The organism is Acidithiobacillus albertensis, assembly GCF_001931655.1.
GTDB classification, from domain to species: Bacteria; Pseudomonadota; Gammaproteobacteria; order Acidithiobacillales; family Acidithiobacillaceae; genus Acidithiobacillus; species Acidithiobacillus thiooxidans.
The window spans coordinates 45,582-67,256 of the sequence record NZ_MOAD01000003.1 but is presented as its reverse complement, the minus strand read 5'-3'; the positions used below and the strand labels follow the sequence as shown (position 1 = coordinate 67,256).

Here is a 21,675-nt window from a genome sequence, read left to right as displayed (position 1 = left end):
TAATATCCAATGAAATCAATAAGCAGGATGTGTCATGAAAAATATTTTTTTGTTGTTTATATTGATGTTTTCTGTTGGCGCATATGCCAAAGATGCGGGTATCCATGACGCGGATACGCTGGTTTCCGCTTATTCTCATGGTCAGGCACACGTCATTCGGCTTATGCCTGGTCCTCAAGGGTTGGTAGAGATTGTCTATCAGGAAAACGGGAAAACGCTTTATGGCTGGATGACGGACGATGGGCAGGGTTTTATTCCAGCAACAACGTGCGTGGTTGATTTTTACGGCCCCGGCGTTGGCGACGACCTTTGTGACACGGTGAGTTACTTCCATGGTCACTGGCGTCACGTCTATGAACACGCTAGTCGGACGTATGCGGCTACTGTTGCGGCTAGGCATTGAATAAAACTCCATAGGAGACAGGTGATTGATGCGTTTTCATGACTTCAATGCCTGCGCTTCTGAGGAGTTCGAGCAAAGCCAGCGACCCTTCTGATATTTTCTGTTCCATGTCTTGGAACCATGCGCTGAGATCCTCAATGTTGCGCTTCCCGGCAAAAAACGCGTGCCGTGATAAGTCACCAAGGTACGGTTTTAATGCGGATTTCTCTGAACAAACCCAACCTTTCTGATGTACGGGATCCAGAAAATACCCATGGTTCCCGGCTGTTGTGGTTTCAGTTTCATTTTGAGCCGCGTTCTTTTTTAATAAAAAATCAGAATAAGAAAAAATATTTTTATTTATTTTTCTTTCTTCTTTAAAAAGAGGCGACACGGGTGTCGGTTGGTTGATGCTTTCCGGTGTGGCTGGAATGGCCTGAGCGTGGATGGGTTGACTGTATGAAGTTACAGTGTGTGCGTTTCCGCACACTTTTCGGCGCCCATCGAAATCCCCAAGTTGCTTGGCGTCATCGCCGACCATGGCCGTTGATGATTGATATGGATCAATGGTTGCGTGAAGATTTTCAGAGTGTGCGTTTCCGCACACTTTTTTGGGGTCCCGAAAATGCAATGTGCTGTCCTGTATATGTTGAACGACCGCTGCTTGTAAAATCTCTGATCCATTGGCTTCGTTCAAATTTTCAGAGTGTGCGGAAACGCACACTTTTTGGTGAGTATGGGGAAAGCTTTCAACCAGGTCTGTCCGTGTGAAATCTACCATCCTGAAACTCGAAGCGAGTTGATCGGCTTTCATAATAGTTTCTGAATGTTTGGTTACAGGTCTTGAGTGTTCATTACTATTGTTAACTGCAAAACTATCTTCATTGGCTGTCTTTCCGGTTTTGTTGCGACGGCTATTTTTTAACCGTGACTGCATGTCTTCTGTAAAGCCCAACTGGTAAGAAGAAGCTTGTCTACGACCGCTGCTGAACTGTTGCTTAGATTGCAATAATCCACAATCTATTAACTTCTTTATAGCGCGCTCTATAGTTCGTTCGCAAAATGTATGGCCTATGCGCGTCTCTATATCCTTGGCTATTTGTTGGATGCTAACAGTAGCTTCTGGAGTTGTGGTGTTAGTGGCTGAAGCTACAGCCCTTAACCTTCTGTCCATTCCGTCCCATACAAGGTATTCAGCTAGTGAGTCTACTTGTGACAGTACAGAGTCTTGGATGGCATCAGCTCTAATGGTGAAGTAGTCCACCTTAGCAGCGTTTTTTATGGGTAGAAATCCGTTCCCTCTGGGTATCTGAGATTTAGGGGCTGTGTGGCCAATACTATCAAAAGCTGTTTCCAGTCTTTCTACCCTCGCTTGCGAGGCTACTCTGTTTTGACTGTGGGTTATCTGTCCATGGATAGGCGATTGCTGCGTTTGACTCATAGATACTGAATAAGAAAATGTCTGTTCCATATAGAAAGTCTCCTGAAAAAACATTAAACGACCCCAACCGAAATGCATTGAAATTTCGGAAAGTTCAGTGCTGTTCTTGACGGGTAGCTGTTCTCAGGAATAAGCTCAATAAACTTGGTTTTGGGCGGGCTTCTTGAGGTTGCCTGTCAAGTAACGATGATCAGAAAGGGGGGTTCAGTTGGCGCTGAACTCCCTTTTTTGTTGGACTGGTTAACCGTCCATACTGGTATCCTCCCGTGAATGGCAGTTATAAAAGCAGAAGGGCAGCTGATAGCTGCCCTTCTGATGTGAAGATTGAGGATATGAAATCGGAGGATGGAGCCAAGAAAACAGGCATCCAAAATAAAGTGTGCGTTTCCGCACACTTTTCAACCGGATCTTCGTGATGATGTGATGAGGCATGTGTGAATTACCCATAAAATGGAGGAGAAAAAACAGGGTGTGCGGAAACGCACACTTTTTAATTTTTGTAACCATTTAATTATCCACTTCTTTTTTTGACGCCTTTGCTGATTCTAGGCTTGTGTCAGTATGCCCATCTGGACGGGATAGAATTGCTGCAGAAATCAGAGCTGCCAATTCTTCTTGTGGAATGTCATGCAATTCTGGTGAAAGACGTATTCGCATTTCGTCTTTTCCAATAGATAGCGAACCAACACGGATACCATCTCGGACTATAGGGCGGCGGTCGCCTTCTCTGGAGCGATTGTTTCCTGTTACCCAGTTCCGTATGAGGGACGTGTTTAGTTTGCCCTGCAAGATCAAATTAGCGGCCTCGTGCACGCGATCCGAATAGCCTTTATCGCAAAGATCGCGCATGATTTCGGCCGAGGCTATGGCAAAAACATCAGGCGCTTGACGAATCGTTTTTTGTAGTGTGTCTGGCAGTTCCGTAAAGGCCATGTACCGATACAGGTTACGCCGATCAATACCCGCTTTTACAGCCAGTTCACGCTTGGTATGAGCAATTCCTTCGTCCAGCATGCGGCGTAGATAAAAACCAATTTCCATCTCCGTGAGGTCCTGTCTTTGTATGTTCTCTGACAGTGCCGCCATGATGATCTTTTGTTCGTCGTGCTTTATTAATGTGGCGGGGATCTGTTTCCAGCCTAATAGGGTACAGGCCCGCCAGCGACGCTCGCCGGCAATGATCTCAAACCTCCCTTCTGAATCTGGTCTTACACAGATCGGATTGACCAGTCTTCCGAGACGCTCTATGTCCGAAGCCAGGTCATCAATTCCCTCGCTGCTGATGGAGAACCGTGGTTGATAGCGGCCAGGATATATTTTTGTAATATCCAGGCTGGTCACATCATATTGGCCTTCTGGGGTCTGCGTAGTCTGGCGGCCCTGTTCTGAGCCGCTAACGAGAGCGGTATTTTCGGTGCTGGCTGCTTCGGCGACCGGGGTAGGGCTGCTTTCAGTCATGCTTGGCTGATCGGGTTGCTTGGGTTCTGGCTCGATCCCATCCAGGTTAGCAAGTTCCTCTTTGCTTTTTGGTGTTCTGAAACCATCAGGTGATATAGGGTGAATCACCGATTTATGTCTAGCGGTTCTGAATGGCTCTTTAGGCATGGTCTAATCCCCCCGTTTCACGGTTTGTAGTCCCCATTATGGATTTAATGCGCGACAGCATTTCATCGGCCAGGTTCTGCAGGTCGGGAACCGCTGTTTTTGATCCTGGAAAAGCCAAAGAAATCGGCATTTCTACATCCACGTTGGAGCGTTTAAATTCTTCTGTTTCGCGGACCATGTTTTGACTGAGAATTTCCCCATAATAGGTGTTGAGCCGTTCCATCACTTTGGTTACGCGCCGCCGATTTTCACGGTGGAAGGTAGGAACGGCTACTACTGCCGGGGCTCGTCCGACCTGTTCTCGCATATTGATAAGGCGGCCACCGAGTATGCTAAGGCCCTTAAAAGAAAGGGCATCCAGGGCCACGGGCGAAATACACAAATCGCTGGCTAGAAGGGTGGTATTTGTAAGCATGCTTGTGCTCGGCGGTGCATCAAAGAGGATGATGTCATAATGGGTTAAATCAAATTGAGGGGTAGGCTTCGTCAGGCCGCGTTGTAACAGGCGGAGTACCTGGAAGTCCCTGACCTGCGCGTTGAGTAGTGCATCTTCTAGGTTTGCCAGGGTAACGTCAGAAGGAATCAAGTGTGGACCATTTACGCCATACGGCATTTTCAGTACGTCTGCCAATGGTGTTGGCGTAGGTAGAATCGGAGGGATTGTGAACAGTGATCCAAAGTTGTGCTCAACCAGCTGACGGCTATCGATCGGCATTTCTTCGTCCTGCTCTAATTCCGGATCGTATCCCATCATCTGTGTGAGGTTGCCTTGAGTGTCGAGATCAATCGCCAAAACGCGGAGACCTCGAAAGCCCCATTGGACGGCAAGCTCGGCTGCCAAGGTCGTTTTCCCGACGCCACCTTTGGCCGAATAAACGACAACAGTTGCCGGTGGTGAATCCCAGCTAAGCAAGCCGCGATTGCGGCGAAAGTTGGCGATGTCGAAGACGTTTTCGGCTGAGAAAAGTCTGGCTTTACGTTTGGAATCGTCACGCTGAAGATCAAGGCCCATCAGATTGATGCTATCACGGACTACGTGATCGTTGACGCGAAGCATTTTTGCGACGCTACCTATGAGAAACTTTGGTTGCTCAATCAGCTCAAAATACCGTTCTTCGGCTGGTTCTTGAATGGGCGATTCAGTCAAAGGGGGGTCCTCCCTGTCTTGTTCGGTTGATATTAAAAGGGTTATCCGTTTCATGTCAACAGATTTAACCGGTTGCTATCATATATTAACAGAAAAGTAGTATTTTTCATTTTTTCATTAGTTTTATCTGAATTTTAACTGTTGAAATCTTATGATGATGTTAATGCATAACATAATCTTTATTTGATAATATTTTGTTATTGAAGGGCATTTATGTTTTCTTTGTAGACTGGTTAAATGTCTTGGGTTGTCTGGGCCTACCCGCTGTTAACAGCCGGCAGGCCCACAGGAGGTCAGCTTTTCTGGGTACAATTTCCTGCAGCATCTAGGCTGTATTTGCTATGACTCAGGCGATTAACGAAGCTCTGTGTATTTCGGGGGAGCCCATGTACCATGCGCATCTTGCCGTTGTTCTGGCAGAAAAGGAGTGTAGGCGTTGCTGTTTCACCGGTATGGGTCAAGATGGCTGTATTCGCGCCAACGGCTGCAGTAATACTGGGGTCGCTCTTTTTCATCGGCTTGATGCCCCCTTCTTCAGCTGGAACATTAAAATGCTGTTCGTTGTAGGCCATCGCCTGCACCGGATCCTTACTGGCCAGAATCGCTGTTGCTTTTGGTGCGCTACTGGGCTTCAAAAACCCTACCAGGGTGACACGCATCCGTAAGTCGCCCTTCTTGACCGCTGGCATGGCGTGCTCATAGAACTTGTGGCAAAAAATGCAGTTGGGGTCCAGGAATGCATCAATAATGGGGCCGGATTTTCCGATCATAAAGGTTCGGGCGCTGTGCGAAATTTGCTGTGCCACTTTGGTTGCCGCTTCTGGCTTGCGCATGATGCCCATGGAAATCATGGCTTTTTCGGTATAGTTCACCCGATTTGCGGAAATAACCGGTGCTGGCACAGGGATTAGGGCCTTGCCATTGGGAGTCATCCAAACGAGCGTTTTGGGGTGTTTCCCTTGTGGGTCCAGCTCTTTGCCTTCACCCTCAATAGCAATCATCCCGGAAGGCGTCTGGAAGGTTCTGACTACATTCACTTGATTGTGCGTCAGGTGGTTGACCAGATTTTGAGCTTCAGTCTGTTGCGCGGCTGTTCCCGGCTGGAGAGGTTGGGTCTTGGAAGATTCCAGCGCTTGCGCTCCCGCGAAGCTGAGTAAGGGTACGCCGATTAAGCCAATCATGGCGGCGGCAATATAATAAGGCTTCCGTTTTTGCATATAAATCATTCGAGGCCCCTGCATGTTGGCAGGTTGGGTAGCTTCGGCCTTGCGGCCCGGTGCCTCATACTCCTTTTTTAGTTGGCTACCTGGGTGAATAAAGGCTAGCGCCCGGTTAATATTTTGTAGATGGCGTTCTGGCTATCAGGCAAACCTCTTTGGATTTCTACGTGCCCGCCTAATTTGTAAACGATGGTTGGTGTTCCTTTATTTTTCAAAACAGTTTCCAGCATTTCATTGTTGGCCAGAACGGCATGTATCAATGCGTTCGGCGCGGTGGCCCGACCGGGTATGCCGCCGGATTCTGCGGTATCGTTAAAATGCTCTTCGTTGTATTCAAAAGCTTGTGCTGAATTCTGGGACATCAGGATGGCCGCATCTTTCGCCATGCTGTCTGCTTTCAGGAATGCGACGGGAACCCAGCGAATGTCCAGATGGATGCTGTTTTCAACCGGGTTGGCGACCTTCCAGAAGGCGTGGCAATAGATGCAATTCGGATCGAAAAAAACGTAAATCACCCGCTTGTAGTTGGCCGGACCAGTAGTGATGTGTAGCGAATGATCCAGGCTCGTCCACAGGGCTTGAGAGGATATGGGCGTTGCATGAGCAAGTCCTGAGGCCAGGATGAGCAAGGATAAGGCCACGCTCGCCGCCACAGTCTGGCTTGTAAAAGGGCGAAACCATTGGCGAGAAAGTAGGAATCGTTCCCTGTGTTTGGTGTGTGTTTCAAGCATGTATCAATCCTTCAAAAGTCCTTCTGACGACCCTGCCATTTTACCATTTTTTGATAAAAAAGACCGAAAATAGGCGGTAATTGTACTGCTAATCGACACAAATATAAAATAAAAGACCGTAATGCGTTGCATGAAAACGGCATTTAAGCCTAAAATACCATAACTTATCTATGGTGTTTTTGCCAAAAGGTGTCTTATGCGCGTCTACCCCCTGAAAACTGGTGGCTTCCGGGTTTCTTTTTTGAGTGCTTTGGCGGTATCTCTTGGTATGGCTTGCGTCTCGGCGCATGGGGCAATCATCCAGCAAAACAACTCCGAAGCGTTGGTGGCGACGGAAACCGCTGCCGGGGGGCAGACACAGGCAACGGCGACGATTGGCCCTATTTCCAGTTATAACGGCGGTGCAAATCAGGATATGGGCGGTGCGCCCGTTGCGCAACCATCACTGTTCAATCTTGTGCCTTATAGTAGTTCTCTGGATGTTACCTTCAGTAGTACCACAGATGCCCAGAATGCGGTTGCTTCCTATCTGTCTAATTATTTGGGCTCTATTTCCAAGGCTATGGCTACCCAGATGAAGTCCTCGGATACGGGTGTTGCCATGGGGATTTTTACTTTTGTGCAGGATGTGAAAATCGCGAGTCCTTCTGGCGGTACCCCTACCAAGTCAGAGGTCTTTGGCACTCTGGTAGTGTATCCAGATGGGCACTACGAATATCTGGGCACCAACGTCAATAACAACACGATTTATATGCTGTATGCGATCTATCAGCAAAAGCAGGATGCTTATTATCTACCTTCCGGCTGGGTGTTGCCCGATGCCGGTGATACGCAGTGGGAATTGCTCAAGGCCTCCTTTAATGGAAGCACCATGTCTGCGTCTGCCGTATCTGTGGGCGGTAGTATCTGGCACCTGGTCAACGACAATGGCGCATACGATGCACCAGTGACGATGAATGGCTCCAAGCAGGTGGTAAATTACAACGCGGGTGTCAGCAGTTGGGTCAAAAATCAGATCGTCCCGCTCATGAAACAGTACAATGCGAATTTGGGAATCATTCGCTATGGTCAGCAAGTCAACGTCCAACGTACATCTGCGGGACAGCCCATCATGGCACTTTCTATCAACTCCCGGACGTTTGCTGGGGGGTGTGGTCATCAGAAAACACTGAGTAATAGTGGCCAATATGGCTATCTTTTGAAATTTAACAGTGTTGTTTATACCGTGCAGTCTAACGGCGAATACACTCCGCTTCAGGAGGTAACCACGAATGGTCTGGCGTTGACCTCTGATGGTCTGGTCCATGAAAACGGGGCAACGATCAGCGAAAACTTTAATGTCAGTGCTAACCTGGCTTCTGGTGCAACCTGGTCCCAGGAACAAAACGATATTGTCTTTCCTATCGCCCCAGACAAAGGGCAGATCATTGATTGGGAGTCTGGTGAGCCTCTTCCGACCAGTGATTATGTGTATGTGGCACCACTGACGAATAATACAGACGCTGGTTCCTATATTCCTAACATTGGTGATATTTGTGTAAGTAATAATGATGCTGGACCATATGGTGAAGGGTTATATTGGGCGGATAATATTACTGCTTATATTCCATATGTTTATACAATTCATGATGCTATGAGTACCATGCGTAATTATACTTTTAGTATTGCTAATGAGCCTAGATATGGTAGTGGGGGCGGGTACGGCGATATATATGCTCCAGAAGTTTCAATAAATGGGAAGCAGGTTCCCATGGGGAACGGTGGATATGATATTGTCGAATACGAGAATAATCCAATTTTTCCTCAGTTCGATGGCCAATCAATATTCCGCCAGTTTTTTTTGCGGTGCACAGCCATTAGTGACGAATATGATACAGGACCGTATTTTTGGGAGTCTGGTTACGCATCTTTAGGTAAAGCTTCATCTGGCTGCTCTGTTCTTGAGGATGCGGGAGCTGGTCTCCCTTCTTATGAGTATCCACCATATAATGCGTATTGGTGCCCAGCTGGTGGCGGTCAATGTGATTATATGGGGCAAACTTACCAACCCCTTGGATCTCCTGATTATTATGATGGTGGATATGGTAATTATAGTTACTATCCTTATTTCCCTGGTGTTCCTGATGACTAACCTTCTATTCAGTATTAATAAAGAATTAAGGTTTAGATGGTTTTTAACTATCGCCATATCTTTATTCTGTTTTTTATTACCTACATTTTCTATTGGTGATACTGTTTCTGGCATGTCAAAAATGCTTTTTCTCTCGTTACCAAAAGAGATGCAGCACTATGATGTTGAGATTCACAAAAAAAATTCACCACTAGAATTTTTTGCGCCGAATTTTTATACTGATCGCGGCCTTTACCATGTTAATCGTAAATTTTGTACGGTTGCCGGCTGCCACACAACGCGTGGCTTGTTTTGTCTCGGCGGAGGGTCCCCGAAAATTTCCGGGTTAAGGATAAGTGATCACCAATTTTTTGACGCTTCAGATTTTTCTGCTTCTCTTGTAACTGTTCTCGCTAATACATCACACGAATATTCTTTCGTCACTGATCGTTACGGAATTGTTGGTAAACCGTACAGGGTTCATCATGTCGTTCGTAGCGTAAAGCTCTTTCGTGTTGGTAGGCGTAGTTTTAACAAAACAATCTCTATAAAAATGAATTTCCCATTGTTATCTAGTGATATACATATTTACAGCCATTACCAATTCCGCTCCAAAAGCTGTCTCGTTAAAAAATTGCCGCAACTTCATCATGGATAATCTGTCCGGAGGAATTAACTGATGCCTAATTCCTATGCAAAGCTGACCGAAATTACCCAAGGTAAGCAAGGATTGTTCACCCAGATACGGAGTTTTCCTGTATGACCGTTACCCGCATACTGCAAGCTGATGTCCCAGAAGCCCTGCAAGGCATCTGCAAGAGCATGGGCTTTGTGCGGGCCGATATCTGGCGGCGGTATGGCGCTTTGGGCACGGTCGGCAAATCCGCCAATGATGTTCGCAAGGAAATCTCAGCAGCGCGTTTCTATGCCGATCTTCCGGTGGATGGCACCATTCGCAATGAAACCACCAAGGACATAGTGAATGATGTACTGCTCTACAAGGCTGCCGCCATGCAGAAGGTGCGGAAAGCCATTGCTGCCCGTACAACCGATGAGGCGGAGCGCAAGCGGCTATACATCCTGCTTCGCAAGGACCAATGGCTGACGGATAACTTCCTGCATTGCCAGATGCGCAAACACTTCCGGCATGGCAAATCGCAGGTCGCCAATCAGTTCATTGTGCGCTCTGACAAATACGCAATCGAGATCGTGAACGGATACCTGACCATCGTGATTCATATTGCGGTGAAATACGGTCAGGCGATTCGCCTGACCACTACCTCCGGCGGCAACAACGTCAAGCTGTCCGGCAGCAATCTGCGCATCATCGTCAAGGACGGTTTTTCGGAAATCCATTACGCCACGACAAAAGGCGATGGTCGCCCGTGTGGTGAGAAAATGATCGGTATCGACAAAGGATATACGGAAGTCTTCATGGATTCTGAAGGCGTATTGCACGGTAAAACTTTTGGCGCAGTGCTGACCGAATATCGCGACAAAGCTTCGACGACGGGCAAAGCGCGGAACAAACTGTATGCGCTGGAGAAAAAATATCGGGAATCCGGGCGTATTACTAAAGCGAACCATATCAAACTCTGCAATCTCGGGCGCATCAAAATCGAACGTCGTCAGGATCGCACCCATCAGCGGCTACGCACAATCGCTTACCAATCCGCACACACGATTGTGGATAAGGCAGCGGTAGTGGTTTCAGAAGATTTAACGGCTCCCATGGTTAAGAAACAAGCATGGAAGCAGTACAACAGACGTATGAGTGCATGGGCAAAAGGCGTACTCGCTGAGGCTCTGGACTCCGTATGTACGCAGCGACAGGCGAAACATTGTCTGGTGGCATCAGCTTATACTTCGCAAATGGACTCGGTGACGGGTTTACTGGAAGGCAAGCGTGTTGGCGATAAGTTTTACCGTGTAAACGGGGAAGTTCTCCAGGCTGACCACAATGCTGCGTTGAATGTGCTGGCAAGGTACGAAGATACTGAGATCACTCGGTTCACTCCCTATCAGGAAGTCCGACGTATTCTTCTAGCCCGTTCTCCGGCGCAACTGAGCGTCAACAGGCACGAGTTGCAGGTGATGTCTGCCTATCAACCGTGTGCGGATAAATCCTCTGTACAGATTCGTACAAGTTTATAGGAGCAGGCCTTCATGTTCAGTAAAAAAGTACAAAAAACCTTATCCATAGCGGTCCTGGCTGCTATCGGTGTGGCTTTCCCTGCCGATCAGGTCTATGCCGCGACCCTGGGCATGAACTGGTCCGAACAAAAAACCTTTACGCCCTCTGATAGTACCAGTGAGATTTTCAAGAATCTGCAGGATGGGCATATTTTTGTGGGTAGCAACATGGGTGCGGCGGTTGCCGCGATTCGCCTCTCGGCCAGCCAGGTCAAGGCGCTGACAGGGGCTGGCCAGACCTTCAATATGCCCTGGAACACGCCGGTTGTATTTGCCACTTACGATCCCGGCACAACCAGCGGCACCATTTTCGTGACCCGCATGATTAAGCAGCCGGGCGGCGCTGGCATTATTGAACTTGCCCAGTTTTCCCCGAAAATGGGTGCGGAATTCACCAAGGATTTTGAGAATACCAATCCATTCTGGCAGTTTATTCCGAACCAGAACGGGAATGGTAAATCGCCGGATCCTGGCGCGTTTATCAGCATCACGCAATCCGCCTTTAATGCCGCCGTCGGCCTGGTCATGCAGCATGTGAATTCAGATATAGGCTGGATCGCGTCGGACAACAATAACGCGCACATGAGCACGAGCAGCAGCAGCGATATTATTCAATCGACGACGACCCACAAAGAAACGGTGATGACTAATCCCGTGTGGACGGCAGTGGTTCCGCAAGGGAGCGCCCCGGGTACGGATTACGGCTATTTATTGCCGGTTCCTGAAACGGCTTCGAGCACGGAAAGCGGCGCTATTGCCATGGAAAGTGCGGATACCAATGGGCACACCATTGGCGGATTGACCAGTTCCACAGCGCAATTCGGCGATGACTATTATGGACAGCTCGAAGTGAACGGTGGTTATGCGTATATCCCGCAAGGGCAGGGCGCCACGCTGCCTGTTGGGGCTTTTGAATCTTTTTTCCATTCCACTAAACATACGGGGTTTATGGGATGGGTGATGGATTTGATCCTGGCGGTGATTACCGTGGTGACTTATGGGGCGGGGGCGTTGTTGTATGGTGCCGCAGTAAGCACTACCGCCGCTTTGGAAGCCGCAGCAGCTGGTTTTATTACGGGTATGGTCTATGACGTGGCCACAAAGGGATCTCTAGGCGTCGCGTCCATGCAAGAACACTTGGTCGGCGGAAATTGCGGGAAACATAACGGTGCGTGTGTTTCCGCGCCTGTCGTGAATATGAGTGCAGCCTATAACTCGGCGCAAAATTACGACGGGTATGGTGAGGGTTACATTAATGTCGATACCAATCCGACGCAAAGTACCGGACAATGGGATTATGAACCTAAAGCCGCTGAAGAGACGGAAGTAAATCCCAACCAGCAACAGGCGGGTTTCGGGCAAGGTTATCAGGGTACACGGATCCACAGTGCTGACGCGCAGAAGGGTGAGGATTTACAGCAAATGGCGGGGCAGGCGCAGAAGAATGCTTCTGGTGAGGCAGAGTTCGGGGTAGGACCGAGCGCGAATGTCGCGACCCAATCCGCCCCGCAGTGAGTGGAATCATTCGGCTGCTGAAAGCCTGGGCACGACCGCACCGGCGTGTCCAGCTTTGAGCAGGGCGGCGATGAATTCAGGGTTGTTGACGACTTGGTTAATGCCATCAGCCATGAGTGCGTTGACAGAGGCCGTTCTGCCTGCACCCAATGTAAGCAGTTGGTGATTTGGCCCGATATTTTTCTTAAAACTGTTTATGTCTACGTTCTGCTGATAATTCACGGAGGGAATGCTTACCTGCATAATCAGGTGCCCTTTATGCGTGATGTCTGCGAAACCCATTTCTTCCGGCAAGTAGAAATGCTGGACGATAATCTGCACGTTCGTTCCTGAACCTCCAATATTGAAGCCCCGTTTTTCAAGGGCGGTATCCATGGCAGTTTTGAATGCTTTGTCGATGTGCAAATACACGCCGGCAAACTGGATGCCAATCATGTCCTCGGTACGGCTTACTTCATTGTGGCGTTTCTTGTGGTTTTGAACAGCAACCGTTACTGTCACATTCTCGGCGCCTGGCACCTTGGTCAAGCTGGCCGGTGCTTTGTAGTGATTGTGTACGGTGTCCGGGATATAGGCTGAAGCGCAACCCGCCAGCCCGAAAGCCGCCCCCAGAAAAGCCACTTTTGCAGCAGTTTTTAACAGCTTATTGTTCATCATTTTTCCCTCTTTTCTTGCGTTGATGGCTCATTATATCATGGGTTTTTGAGTGTTTTTGACATTTTCGATTTTTACCAAGCCGTTGAGCAAGGCCCAATCAGAACGCATCGTAAATTTCGTCTGGAAGCTTCACTCCGAACGATTCCCATAAGGTGCTGATGCTTTCTATCACGGGCCGGGCCTCGTGCATCCAGTCCGGGTGCCTTTCTTGGGCTTTCTGGGATGCAAAAAAGGTTTCCGGTTTTGGGTTTTCTGCTACGGCGAATCGCTCTATCTGCTGGGCGATAAAGGATTCCATGGTGTCTGGATGGTAACCCAGTATGGTTGCCCGTCGATTACCGCGCAGCATGCCCCCGACCATCATGATTTGATGATAGCGTAACCAGTAATGCAGGTACGCCGTGAAATAAGGCTTTTTGGCTACTTGGCTCGGTGGTATCGCATCACGGCTCCATGCGTCCATGACCCAACGCTCAATGACGCTCCGTGGCTTGGCCGGAAACAATCCGTCTTCGGGTAGGCCGCCAGACTTTTCATAAGTGGATATGCACGATGCGACCGGATGGCGCACGGCAATGACCCATTCTGTCAGGGTCCCGAACGTCTCCCGGAAAAAGTCGGCCATGTAGATCATTTTTGTGCCTTTTTTTACGATGGTTTTTAGTCCGTCGGTCGGCTTCAGGTTACGAAAATACCAGTCTGACATAATCAGCCATTCGGCAGTCTGCTGGATGGTGTTTCGGGTTGCCGGCACGGATTGTCCATCGGTCACCCGAAACCAGTGCGGGGCAGCGTCCGGATAGCCGTCATGGGCGATATAGTTCGGCACTTCTTTGGATTCCACGCCAACCGCCCGGTAAAGCTCTTTGGTGAGGTATGAGCCACCATGCCGGGGCGCAGAAACCACAACCAGGTAACGTCGGTCCGACTGGATGGCGGAAAGGGTTTTGGGATTGCCGGTTAGAAGATCGCCGAACATATTGTAGGCGCGCAGGCCCAGGGTGCGACCCAGCGGGGTGTTGAATGATTTATTGGCGGCTTCTTTGACCTTTCTGGCGAACTCTGCATGAGGCTCCTGGGGTCCGTTCAGCTTTTCCGTGACCTGATCGCCCCAATCCGGATTATCCTTAATGGAGCTTGTTCCAAAAGCGGCAGTCTCCATAAAAATGGCGAAGCTGGCCGAAGCCGGGAAGTGCTCTGCGGTGAAGCGTAATCCCAGCGTGTTTTTCGGCGGGTCTGCTGGAATGGTTGAGGTGCCGGGCATCGTTTTGATGTTTTGCATAGGTAAAAACCTCTGTTTGATTTGCCGTTTTAGCGAAATTGATACAGAATTATACCATCTTACGAGGAATAAATGTCATGCAGAAAATTCACAAGTACGCCTTATTGCTGATCTTTCCAACATTGCTTGCCGGATGCAGCGGTGTCGATCACGCTTCCTATCCGTTCAAGACCAGCGGCCAAAACACTGCGCTTGGTGCCTGGGAGCTTGTTCAGACGAAGATGAATAGCAATATCATGCCGCTTTACCAGATACAGGATGTGCAGCCGAATAACATGCTTTTCGTCGGCAAGAAGCATGGTTGCCATGTTTTCGCGGCGCAGAATGGTAAACCGGTTGCTGAAAGGCTGGACACTGAAACCGCATCTGGTACGGTCTCGCTCTCCAATGGCCCCATGATTCCCGGCAATACCTCCGTTACTTATAGCGGCGACAACGGGAAAATGCGCCTGCAATCTGGTTCGCCCGTGATGTTTGGTGGAAACATTTTGCGGCGATTACCTATCAATAGCGCCTCAAATGCGGTGCGATACATTGAGAACACGTATTCGGTTTCTCCGAAAGATGCCCGCCAGGTTTTTGATGTGTGTATTGATGGAAAAGGGTAGTTTCCTCTTGTTTTTATATTAACTTTTCGCCCCTGTCAGCCAATACCGCAGAGCACTCATACGCCATTGCCCATCCGTCATTGCGGGGAGTATCCCTTGATATTCCTCAGCATGCTTCTGCAACCATTCTAACCTGAAAGACGCCTTTTTCTGGTCTTCATACGCTCTCCATGCCGGATGTGCGCTTATCATTTCTTGCTCAATTCTTCTTTTCAGGTCGCGTAACGGGTGTTTTCCCGGTAGTAGCTTTTCCGGATCTATCCAGGCCGGCAATCCCTCGTGCATAGGCAATCCCTGCTCCTCCAGGGATAAGGCGTTCAGCCCTTCTTCGCGGCCCAGTCCTTTCCATTTGGTGCAGACTTTATCTATGTATGCGGCAGCATGAAGTTCTTTTTCTCTGTCGTTCTCGAAAATCTCCGCGCAGGCTTCGTAATATCCCTTATCCCCATGCTCTATCGCCTTTACGAGTTGAGTGGTGGACTGGGCCTTGCCTAACAAGCCTCGCTTCCCCCATTCCTTCAGGCTTTCTGCTCCGGGCGACGATATTGCCAGATAAAATTTGGACTGATCCCATAATATGTTGCCAGAAAATGATCCCCCTTCAATCAGGCTTCTCATAAGTCTTGCGATAGATGCCGGAGTGCTGATACCTCTACGGGTGATCTCCGTGATCAGTGCCCCCATCGTGATTCCGCTGACGGACAGTACGGATACTTCCTTGATGTAGGTTTTTCCCCGTGGAATCGATGTCTTACTGGCAGGGAATGGGAGTGCTGGGATGTCTTTCCTGAATCGCCAGTATCCCCGTTTATTCAGAGCAGGAATTACCGCATGCACGGCTATTTTAATTCCGTCATGGGCGTAAATGACTCTCTCATGCCGAAGCCTCGGCGCTACCAGGGTTGCGGCCAGAGCGCAGTTCCAGATGATTTGATAGATTTGCCGGCGATCCTCCGGCATGGCGTTGCGTAGTTGCTCCGGAGGCTGGCTCCAGTCTACGGGTTGAATCATGGGGTGAGAACTCATGAGCGTCCCTTTCCAAATTGCGTTTTGATCATATTTTTCCGCGAAACTTCCTCGTAGATGTGTTCTTCAGTGACGCCTTGAATGTAGTATTGCCCAGCTCCGCCTGGGAGCACTCGTCCGTCGCCGATGTGTTGCATCCCGGCTGTTCCAACGAGTGCATATACGGGCTTTTTGATGGTATATGCCACATGGTATTGATCACCGTTCCATTCTATTTTAACAGCCGTTTTTTGGTAAAACTCGATGATGCTTTCGTATTTATCCGGGCTGCTTACTTCAAAGTATTGGCCGAGCAGTTTGTTGGTGATTTCGCCTTTTTCCATTGATTTTTCGTTGACCACGAGGCCGATGGTTCTGTAGATGGTAGTCCCCTCCGGTAGTTCAAACAGGGTTACCTCACCGGAAAAATTAGCCAGTTCTCTTTCAAGTTGTGTTGTGCTGATGCCCAATCTATCAGCCACTGATTGCCTGTTGGTGTTATTCAGCACGACGGGTTCCTGATGCCCAAGGCTTTGATCTACGGCACCCGGGTAGTCAGCTGGGGCGGGAGAGAAGGGCGCTCGCGCACAACCTATGTCATTTGGTATCTCTTCATTGGCTATTAACCGGTTATATCGCTGTTGATTTTCTTTGCTCGCGGCCTCGTACTGGCTCCGGTGTGCGGGATCCAGTATCTCGCCCGCATCCACCCTATCCTTTATGGCACCCCATGTATCTTCCAAAAGATCGGTACCGTCGCTTCTGGAGTAGGTTGTCCCGCCGCTCATCGATCGTATATCTCCTGCTCGTAGATGCTTTGCACATCAGTTTTCATTTTCTCCAGCAAGGATTCCTGCCCGCCTTTGTTGTATCTGTGCAGTATCTCGATGGCCTGATCTATGGTTTTGGCTGCTTGGCTATTCTCCCGGAACTGACACCAGTGTGATGACCAGGTAATGTGGATCTGTTCTTCCAGATTCAGAATGGCACTGGCGAAATGGCAGATCAGGTCCAATCGTTGCGTATCGGTAATTTCAATCCGGAGAGCACTGCCGCTGCCGGGCATCTCCTCTGTTTGCTCAAAAATCTTTGCCAGGCTTACCCATACCGCGCTCCCCGGAACGACAAAGCCCGCGTTGAGCCGTTCTTCGGCTTCTATGGATACTTTCTTCTGTAACCGCTGCGCGGCCTCTCTCGCGGCTGGCTGGCACTCCATGGCGAGGCTGCAAAGATTGAAATCATCAGGCTCATTCATGGTTAGCGCCTTCCTGATACAGTGCATTCAGGTGTTCTTGTGTTTCCCATGGGGTGAGGTGTAGTTCGTCGGCGGCGAGCGCCAAAATACGGGCTGTTGTGCTGGGCGGATACAGTCTGGGTGTTTGTTCCACCTGCCTGAACGCGCTCGGTCGTAGGGGCGTGTTTTGTGCGAAAGCAGGTGCCAGCGCCACGGCTATTTTATCCGCGTCGGTTTTGGTGAATGTGACGGGTCCTGCCATTGTACTGGTGTCTGGGACGACAAATCCCTGGGACACGCTGCCATCTTCGTGCTCCATCCGCAAGAAGATCTGCTGACCTTTTTCTATTTGGTCGTTCATTTCGGCGAGTGTCAGCAACGCATCCCGTTGTTGGGCGCTGACATAGGGCTTATTGGAATAGTGCTCTTTGAATTTTTCTTCATCCTGGTGACGCGCCAGTTCCCGCACCAAAGCCGCTGCCAGCATATTCACATCAAAGTTCCGGCCTGCGGTCTGGTAGGCGGCTTGTAAGTGGCGGGGTGTGAGATCGTGAAAGCGCATCCGGCGAACCGGTACGGTACTGCCCAATATTTCTGCTGCAGTCTCTGCGACATGCAGGCCGATTAACTCGCCCGCTATATCATCGTCTGTGGCAATGACCAGATCATCCAGTAGCCCTTGATGCAGCTGCATGGCTTCGGCGAAAGGGATGTATGTGGTTTGCATTTCATTCCAGAGCAATCCACCGAAGGCTGCCGGGGTGGATTCCTTGAGGTTCCCTTTTGTCGCAATGACTGCCGCTTTTACGCCGAGCGCACGTTGTATGGCATGGGCTTTCCCGGGTGCCTCAATCACCACCAGACTGCGCGGATACAGGCGCGTACCTTCTTCGCCTAAATAACGCCCGAGCTTGCCTATGGGCGTGTCTACCTGTTCTGGACGCTTGTGCGACTGATCGGTGATGGTTGGCGCCAATGTGCTTCTTTGCGCGAAAATGATAAAGCTGTCCTTCGCGCGGGATACCGCGACGTTCATCAAGAATCCGCTATCACGATCTGCAAAGAGGTTTGGACTGAGGCTGTTGTGCTGGACCAGGCTGAAAACTACGATGGGTCGTTCTGCACCCTGTAGCCGGTGTACGGTACCGACAATCATCTTTTTCAGAGTAGGCTCGTCGATGACCCCGGACAGTTGGGTTTTTACCGCTTTTTCGATGCTTTCTGCCTGGCCGGCTAGCGGCGTGATGATCGCCAGCACCTCATCCAGAGGCTTCCCATAAACCTCTGTGAGTTCTTTGTGGCTGTCTTTGACCCAATGGATGATAGCGTCGATTTCAGACGGATTTTTCCAGGAAGATCCAACCTTCATCGGTCCTTTGTTTTTAGAGGAACCCCATGAGGACAGCTCGTCGTCGCTTGTCAGGACTTTCTCATCGTCAACATCGACCCAGGACATGGGCGGTATCCCGGAGCGGTTTGGGATGTTTTTCCGAACTGGGATAATCATGCCGGCATAGAGAAGCTGGTTACAATATTCAATGATTTGAGGGTGGCAGCGATAATGAAAAAGCAGCGTAATACCCGCTTCTCCGGTGCCATCCTCCAGCCCGCAAGCGCGTTGCGCAACCGTCATACCGGATCCGCCATGGGGATTGAGCGCATCAGGGAGATCGTCCGGCATGATTCCGACCAAACGGGCAGTCTGGCGCACGGTGTCGGCTCCTGTCAGCGTGTCGATCGGTTGTAGTTGCCTGGTATCGCCTACCATGATGGCTCTGTTGGTCAAAGAGAGGGTGCCCACAGCAATTTCAGGAGCGCATTGGCCGGCCTCATCCATGATCAGATAGTCAGCCGTTGATAACCGCCCCAGGCTCTGCAGCTTATGCGTGGTGGCCACAATAATGACGCCAAGCATCATGCGTTCGTGGACGTAATCCGCATTGGTTTTGCTTTCTGTGTCTTTTTGGGACAACAGCCAGCGTCCCTCCCAATATCTGGCGGCCAGATGAAACAGGGGGATGCGATATTTCAAATCACAATAGGCCTCCATTCTGGCAATGAGCATATCGGTCGCCTGTTTTCTTTTTTCAGGGTCTTTATCACTGAGCATGACGACATAGCGAATCGAGGCGAGTTCGCCCGGGTTGCGCTGAGGGTAAAGGACTTGTCGGAGCCGCATCCAGAGGTGCCGACGCAGGGTGCGTCTATTTTGAATGGTCTTTATTTGCTCTATGGCCTTTGTGTTGAGGGCTATGAGCCGTGACCGTTGCGCTTCCAGGTTTTTCAGGGAGGCGTTCAGGTTCTGAAGGTTGTATTGCAAGAGGGAAGGCTCGGCGGCCCATTCCACGGAAACGGCAGCAAATGCTTTTCTGGCCGCGTCTTCTACGCTGGAAAGGTCCTCGATCCCGCTTTTCCACCACCATCGTCGAATCTTCTCAGGGATCTTGCTGCGCCAAGGGGTGTGTAATGTACGGCTTGTCCGTTCGTACAGGTCGCCCAGCTCAAGGGCGCGTTCGGTGTTTTTTATGCTTTGGTCTATTTTTGCGATTTCTTTTGCTGTGGCGTGGCTTTTCTTGTTCAGTGCGGCGGGAATGCCGGCTTTGTGGTGAGCGTCTGACCAGACCAAAGGTATTTCTCTGTTGATCCATTCTTCAGCATGTTTTTGGGTGTTGAGCAGGCTGTCCGAATGCTCTTGGATGCGGGTGTGGAGCGTTTCGACAATCTGCGTGACGGGGCTCAGTATGGGTAAATTTAGCGCACGGTGGCCGCGTTCCTGATAAATAGCCGTCTGTTCAGCAAGCGGTGTGTCGGCAAAGTCCCGTGCGGCCCCTTGGGGATGTAACGGGTCATGGTTTTGACTCGAATACCGCAACTGCATGTAATCCTGGTGCTCTTTAGATGCCTGGTCACTGGGATGAAACCAGCCATAGCTCGGCAATCCTTTAAGCCATCGGCCATTGATTTGGCTCCCATCCATATTTTGCACGGTGCTGAAAGCTTCAATCATGTTACTGACGGACTTGTTGGTGAATCCGGTGCCGTAAACCACAGGAGGATGTGGATCCTGGTTCAGCGCGGACTTGACCCACAAGGAAGCGAGCACTGCGCGTAAGAAAGAGGTTTTTCCCGTCCCCGGCGGCCCGTTGACGGGGAGGATGCGCTCTTTATTGCCAATGCCCAGAGTGAGGGCGGTCACTGCGGCCAGACGCTGTGAACGGTCCAACGGGTAGGCCTCGCGTTTTTGCCCATCCGTTGAATCCCGCGTGTCCATGTGTCCCATAAAGTGGTTGTGCTGCGCGTTGCTCATACGCACTCTGCTACGTTCTTTGTTTTGGGGATGTCCGTTTATTACCGCATCGATGGCCGGGGCACTGATAATCCCTTCGATGACATTCTTGTAGGCATTTACCCATAATCCGGGTCGAATGTTTTTCTGGTCCACGATAAAAGCGGTGAGGTTTTTTGTGCTGTTCCCAAATACGATTTGGGGGAATTCATGTAAAACGCCGCCAAACATTTCCTGGCAACGGCGATCTATTTCAGCCATAAAGCCGTCCCAGTCTGCCAGTGCTGCCGCTGGCCAAGCGCGGCCGGAGCTGGTGGTGAGTTGTTCGGCTTCATATTCTCCGAGCGGTTCCCCGTCATCATTGAAAAACCGCTGGTCGTTGATGGCCATGATGGAGTGATCTGTGGGGCCTGGGCGGCCACTGAACGGCCCGTTTTCTTTTTGACTCAGAGTGATCGTCAGGAGCACATCATAGGTGTCGTGCTTTTTGCCCGGAAGCGCGAAGGCGAGGGTGGCATCGGTGCATCCCGGAATTGGGTTTGGTGGCCCGCTACGCAACCTTTCCAATGGGTAAATTCTTTTCCCTTCGCTCTTGCTTAGCCCCTCCATGTCCTGCAGCTCGGCAATCCGCAGTAAAAACTTGAGCAGAGGATTGGCGGTGGCCGCGATTTTTTCTCTTTCCGCCAGAATGACAGCGATCTCGGGCAGGCTTTTCAGCCAGGCAATCCATTCCGTAGCGGTTTCCTTTTCAGCGGATGGCGGCGTTGTGCCGTGACCAATTTTTGATAGGGCACCTGCAATCCTGCCGGCAATATAGTCATTTTTTTCTTTATTCTTTATAAGGTTGCTTATGAATTGTGCAACGATGGCATAGCTGTCTGCATACTCTGTATCGCTGGAGACGATTTCTGCATTGGGCAGCCTGATTTGCTCAAGAAATTTGTTGGCTATTTCTATGGTTTTTGTGACTTTGACGGGCATTTATTTCTGTCTTTCTGGATGAAATGGCTTGCAATCCGGTCATTATAAAGCGAAAGATTGACTTCGACCAAACCGAATAATATGTTGTGGCTGGTTTGGGTGCATGTCTTAGATGGGTCGCGCCATGGATGGATGCCTTACGATGTTTGCGATTGTGCTATAAGAAGTTGCGAGTATTAGGCCCTCACAATGGCGGCTACCACGTGATTAGGCTACCGCACTGCCCGCAACGGGTCGTTGCAAATACTATGCCTCTGCAATGGCTACTATCACAATAA

Annotated in this window: 17 protein-coding genes; 6 read left to right on the top strand and 11 right to left on the bottom strand. The window is 49.9% G+C overall.

The window, feature by feature from the left end; all coding sequences use genetic code 11:
• Positions 1-34 precede the first annotated feature (34 nt).
• Positions 35-403, top strand: coding sequence for a hypothetical protein (locus BLW97_RS14925; RefSeq protein WP_031572154.1), 369 nt, complete (start codon positions 35-37; stop codon positions 401-403).
• Here the strand turns inward: BLW97_RS14925 and BLW97_RS14920 are convergent.
• The 5 genes from BLW97_RS14920 to BLW97_RS14895 all read right to left on the bottom strand — a co-directional run bounded on the left by BLW97_RS14920 (position 393) and on the right by BLW97_RS14895 (position 6,526).
• Positions 393-1,853, bottom strand: a complete 1,461-nt coding sequence (locus BLW97_RS14920; protein ID WP_031572155.1) for a hypothetical protein — start codon at positions 1,851-1,853, stop codon at positions 393-395. The genes BLW97_RS14925 and BLW97_RS14920 overlap by 11 nt on opposite strands.
• A 477-nt stretch (positions 1,854-2,330) precedes the next feature.
• Positions 2,331-3,428, bottom strand: a complete 1,098-nt coding sequence (locus tag BLW97_RS14910; protein WP_035210447.1) for a ParB/RepB/Spo0J family partition protein — start codon at positions 3,426-3,428, stop codon at positions 2,331-2,333.
• Positions 3,421-4,575, bottom strand: a complete 1,155-nt coding sequence (locus tag BLW97_RS14905; RefSeq protein ID WP_031572158.1) for a ParA family protein — start codon at positions 4,573-4,575, stop codon at positions 3,421-3,423. The genes BLW97_RS14910 and BLW97_RS14905 overlap by 8 nt, the downstream gene beginning before the upstream one ends.
• A gap of 293 nt (positions 4,576-4,868) precedes the next feature.
• Positions 4,869-5,801, bottom strand: a complete 933-nt coding sequence (locus BLW97_RS14900) for a thioredoxin fold domain-containing protein (protein WP_051690583.1) — start codon at positions 5,799-5,801, stop codon at positions 4,869-4,871.
• A 95-nt stretch (positions 5,802-5,896) separates the two neighbouring features.
• A complete protein-coding gene (locus BLW97_RS14895) occupies positions 5,897-6,526 on the bottom strand; it encodes a thioredoxin fold domain-containing protein (protein WP_051690584.1) in 630 nt (209 codons plus the stop codon).
• 196 nt (positions 6,527-6,722) lie between these two features.
• Here BLW97_RS14895 and BLW97_RS14890 point away from each other — a divergent pair, with 196 nt between their 5' ends.
• From BLW97_RS14890 to BLW97_RS19160, 4 genes are all read left to right on the top strand, one after another.
• Positions 6,723-8,657 carry a hypothetical protein gene (locus BLW97_RS14890; RefSeq protein WP_075323771.1) on the top strand — a complete coding sequence of 645 codons (1,935 nt, stop codon included), beginning with the start codon at positions 6,723-6,725 and terminating at the stop codon, positions 8,655-8,657.
• Entirely contained in the window at positions 8,650-9,294 is a 645-nt protein-coding gene (locus BLW97_RS19165) for a hypothetical protein (RefSeq protein ID WP_143214929.1), read from the top strand. The genes BLW97_RS14890 and BLW97_RS19165 overlap by 8 nt, the downstream gene beginning before the upstream one ends.
• Before the next feature lie 101 nt (positions 9,295-9,395).
• The gene (locus tag BLW97_RS14885) at positions 9,396-10,790 is read left to right on the top strand and encodes a transposase (RefSeq protein ID WP_031574104.1); all 1,395 of its coding nucleotides are present in this window, start codon (positions 9,396-9,398) and stop codon (positions 10,788-10,790) included.
• Positions 10,791-10,802: 12 nt separating this feature from the next.
• The gene (locus BLW97_RS19160; protein WP_075323770.1) at positions 10,803-12,344 is read left to right on the top strand and encodes a hypothetical protein; all 1,542 of its coding nucleotides are present in this window, start codon (positions 10,803-10,805) and stop codon (positions 12,342-12,344) included.
• Between the two features lie 6 nt (positions 12,345-12,350).
• Here BLW97_RS19160 and BLW97_RS14875 read toward each other — a convergent pair whose 3' ends face one another.
• Together BLW97_RS14875 and BLW97_RS14870 are read right to left on the bottom strand one after the other, a co-directional pair.
• On the bottom strand, positions 12,351-13,001 hold the full coding sequence (locus BLW97_RS14875) for a YajG family lipoprotein (protein ID WP_077218478.1): 651 nt from the start codon (positions 12,999-13,001) through the stop codon (positions 12,351-12,353).
• Between the two features lie 97 nt (positions 13,002-13,098).
• Entirely contained in the window at positions 13,099-14,283 is a 1,185-nt protein-coding gene (locus BLW97_RS14870) for a hypothetical protein (protein ID WP_075323768.1), read from the bottom strand.
• Positions 14,284-14,360: 77 nt separating this feature from the next.
• On the opposite strand from BLW97_RS14870, the gene BLW97_RS14865 reads away from it, so the two are divergent.
• Positions 14,361-14,891: a hypothetical protein gene (locus BLW97_RS14865; protein ID WP_075323767.1), complete on the top strand. Its 531-nt coding sequence runs from the start codon at positions 14,361-14,363 to the stop codon at positions 14,889-14,891.
• A gap of 18 nt (positions 14,892-14,909) precedes the next feature.
• Here BLW97_RS14865 and BLW97_RS14860 read toward each other — a convergent pair whose 3' ends face one another.
• Genes BLW97_RS14860 through BLW97_RS14845 form a run of 4 tightly spaced genes read right to left on the bottom strand, consistent with a single transcriptional unit; the run spans position 14,910 to position 21,397 of the window.
• Complete coding sequence (locus tag BLW97_RS14860) at positions 14,910-15,917, bottom strand: hypothetical protein (protein WP_075323766.1); 1,008 nt, start codon at positions 15,915-15,917, stop codon at positions 14,910-14,912.
• Complete coding sequence (locus tag BLW97_RS14855; RefSeq protein WP_075323765.1) at positions 15,914-16,684, bottom strand: hypothetical protein; 771 nt, start codon at positions 16,682-16,684, stop codon at positions 15,914-15,916. Before BLW97_RS14855 ends, BLW97_RS14860 begins: the two co-directional genes overlap by 4 nt.
• Entirely contained in the window at positions 16,681-17,151 is a 471-nt protein-coding gene (locus tag BLW97_RS14850; RefSeq protein WP_075323764.1) for a hypothetical protein, read from the bottom strand. The genes BLW97_RS14855 and BLW97_RS14850 overlap by 4 nt, the downstream gene beginning before the upstream one ends.
• Complete coding sequence (locus BLW97_RS14845; protein WP_075323763.1) at positions 17,144-21,397, bottom strand: AAA domain-containing protein; 4,254 nt, start codon at positions 21,395-21,397, stop codon at positions 17,144-17,146. Before BLW97_RS14845 ends, BLW97_RS14850 begins: the two co-directional genes overlap by 8 nt.
• Positions 21,398-21,675: the final 278 nt, after the last annotated feature.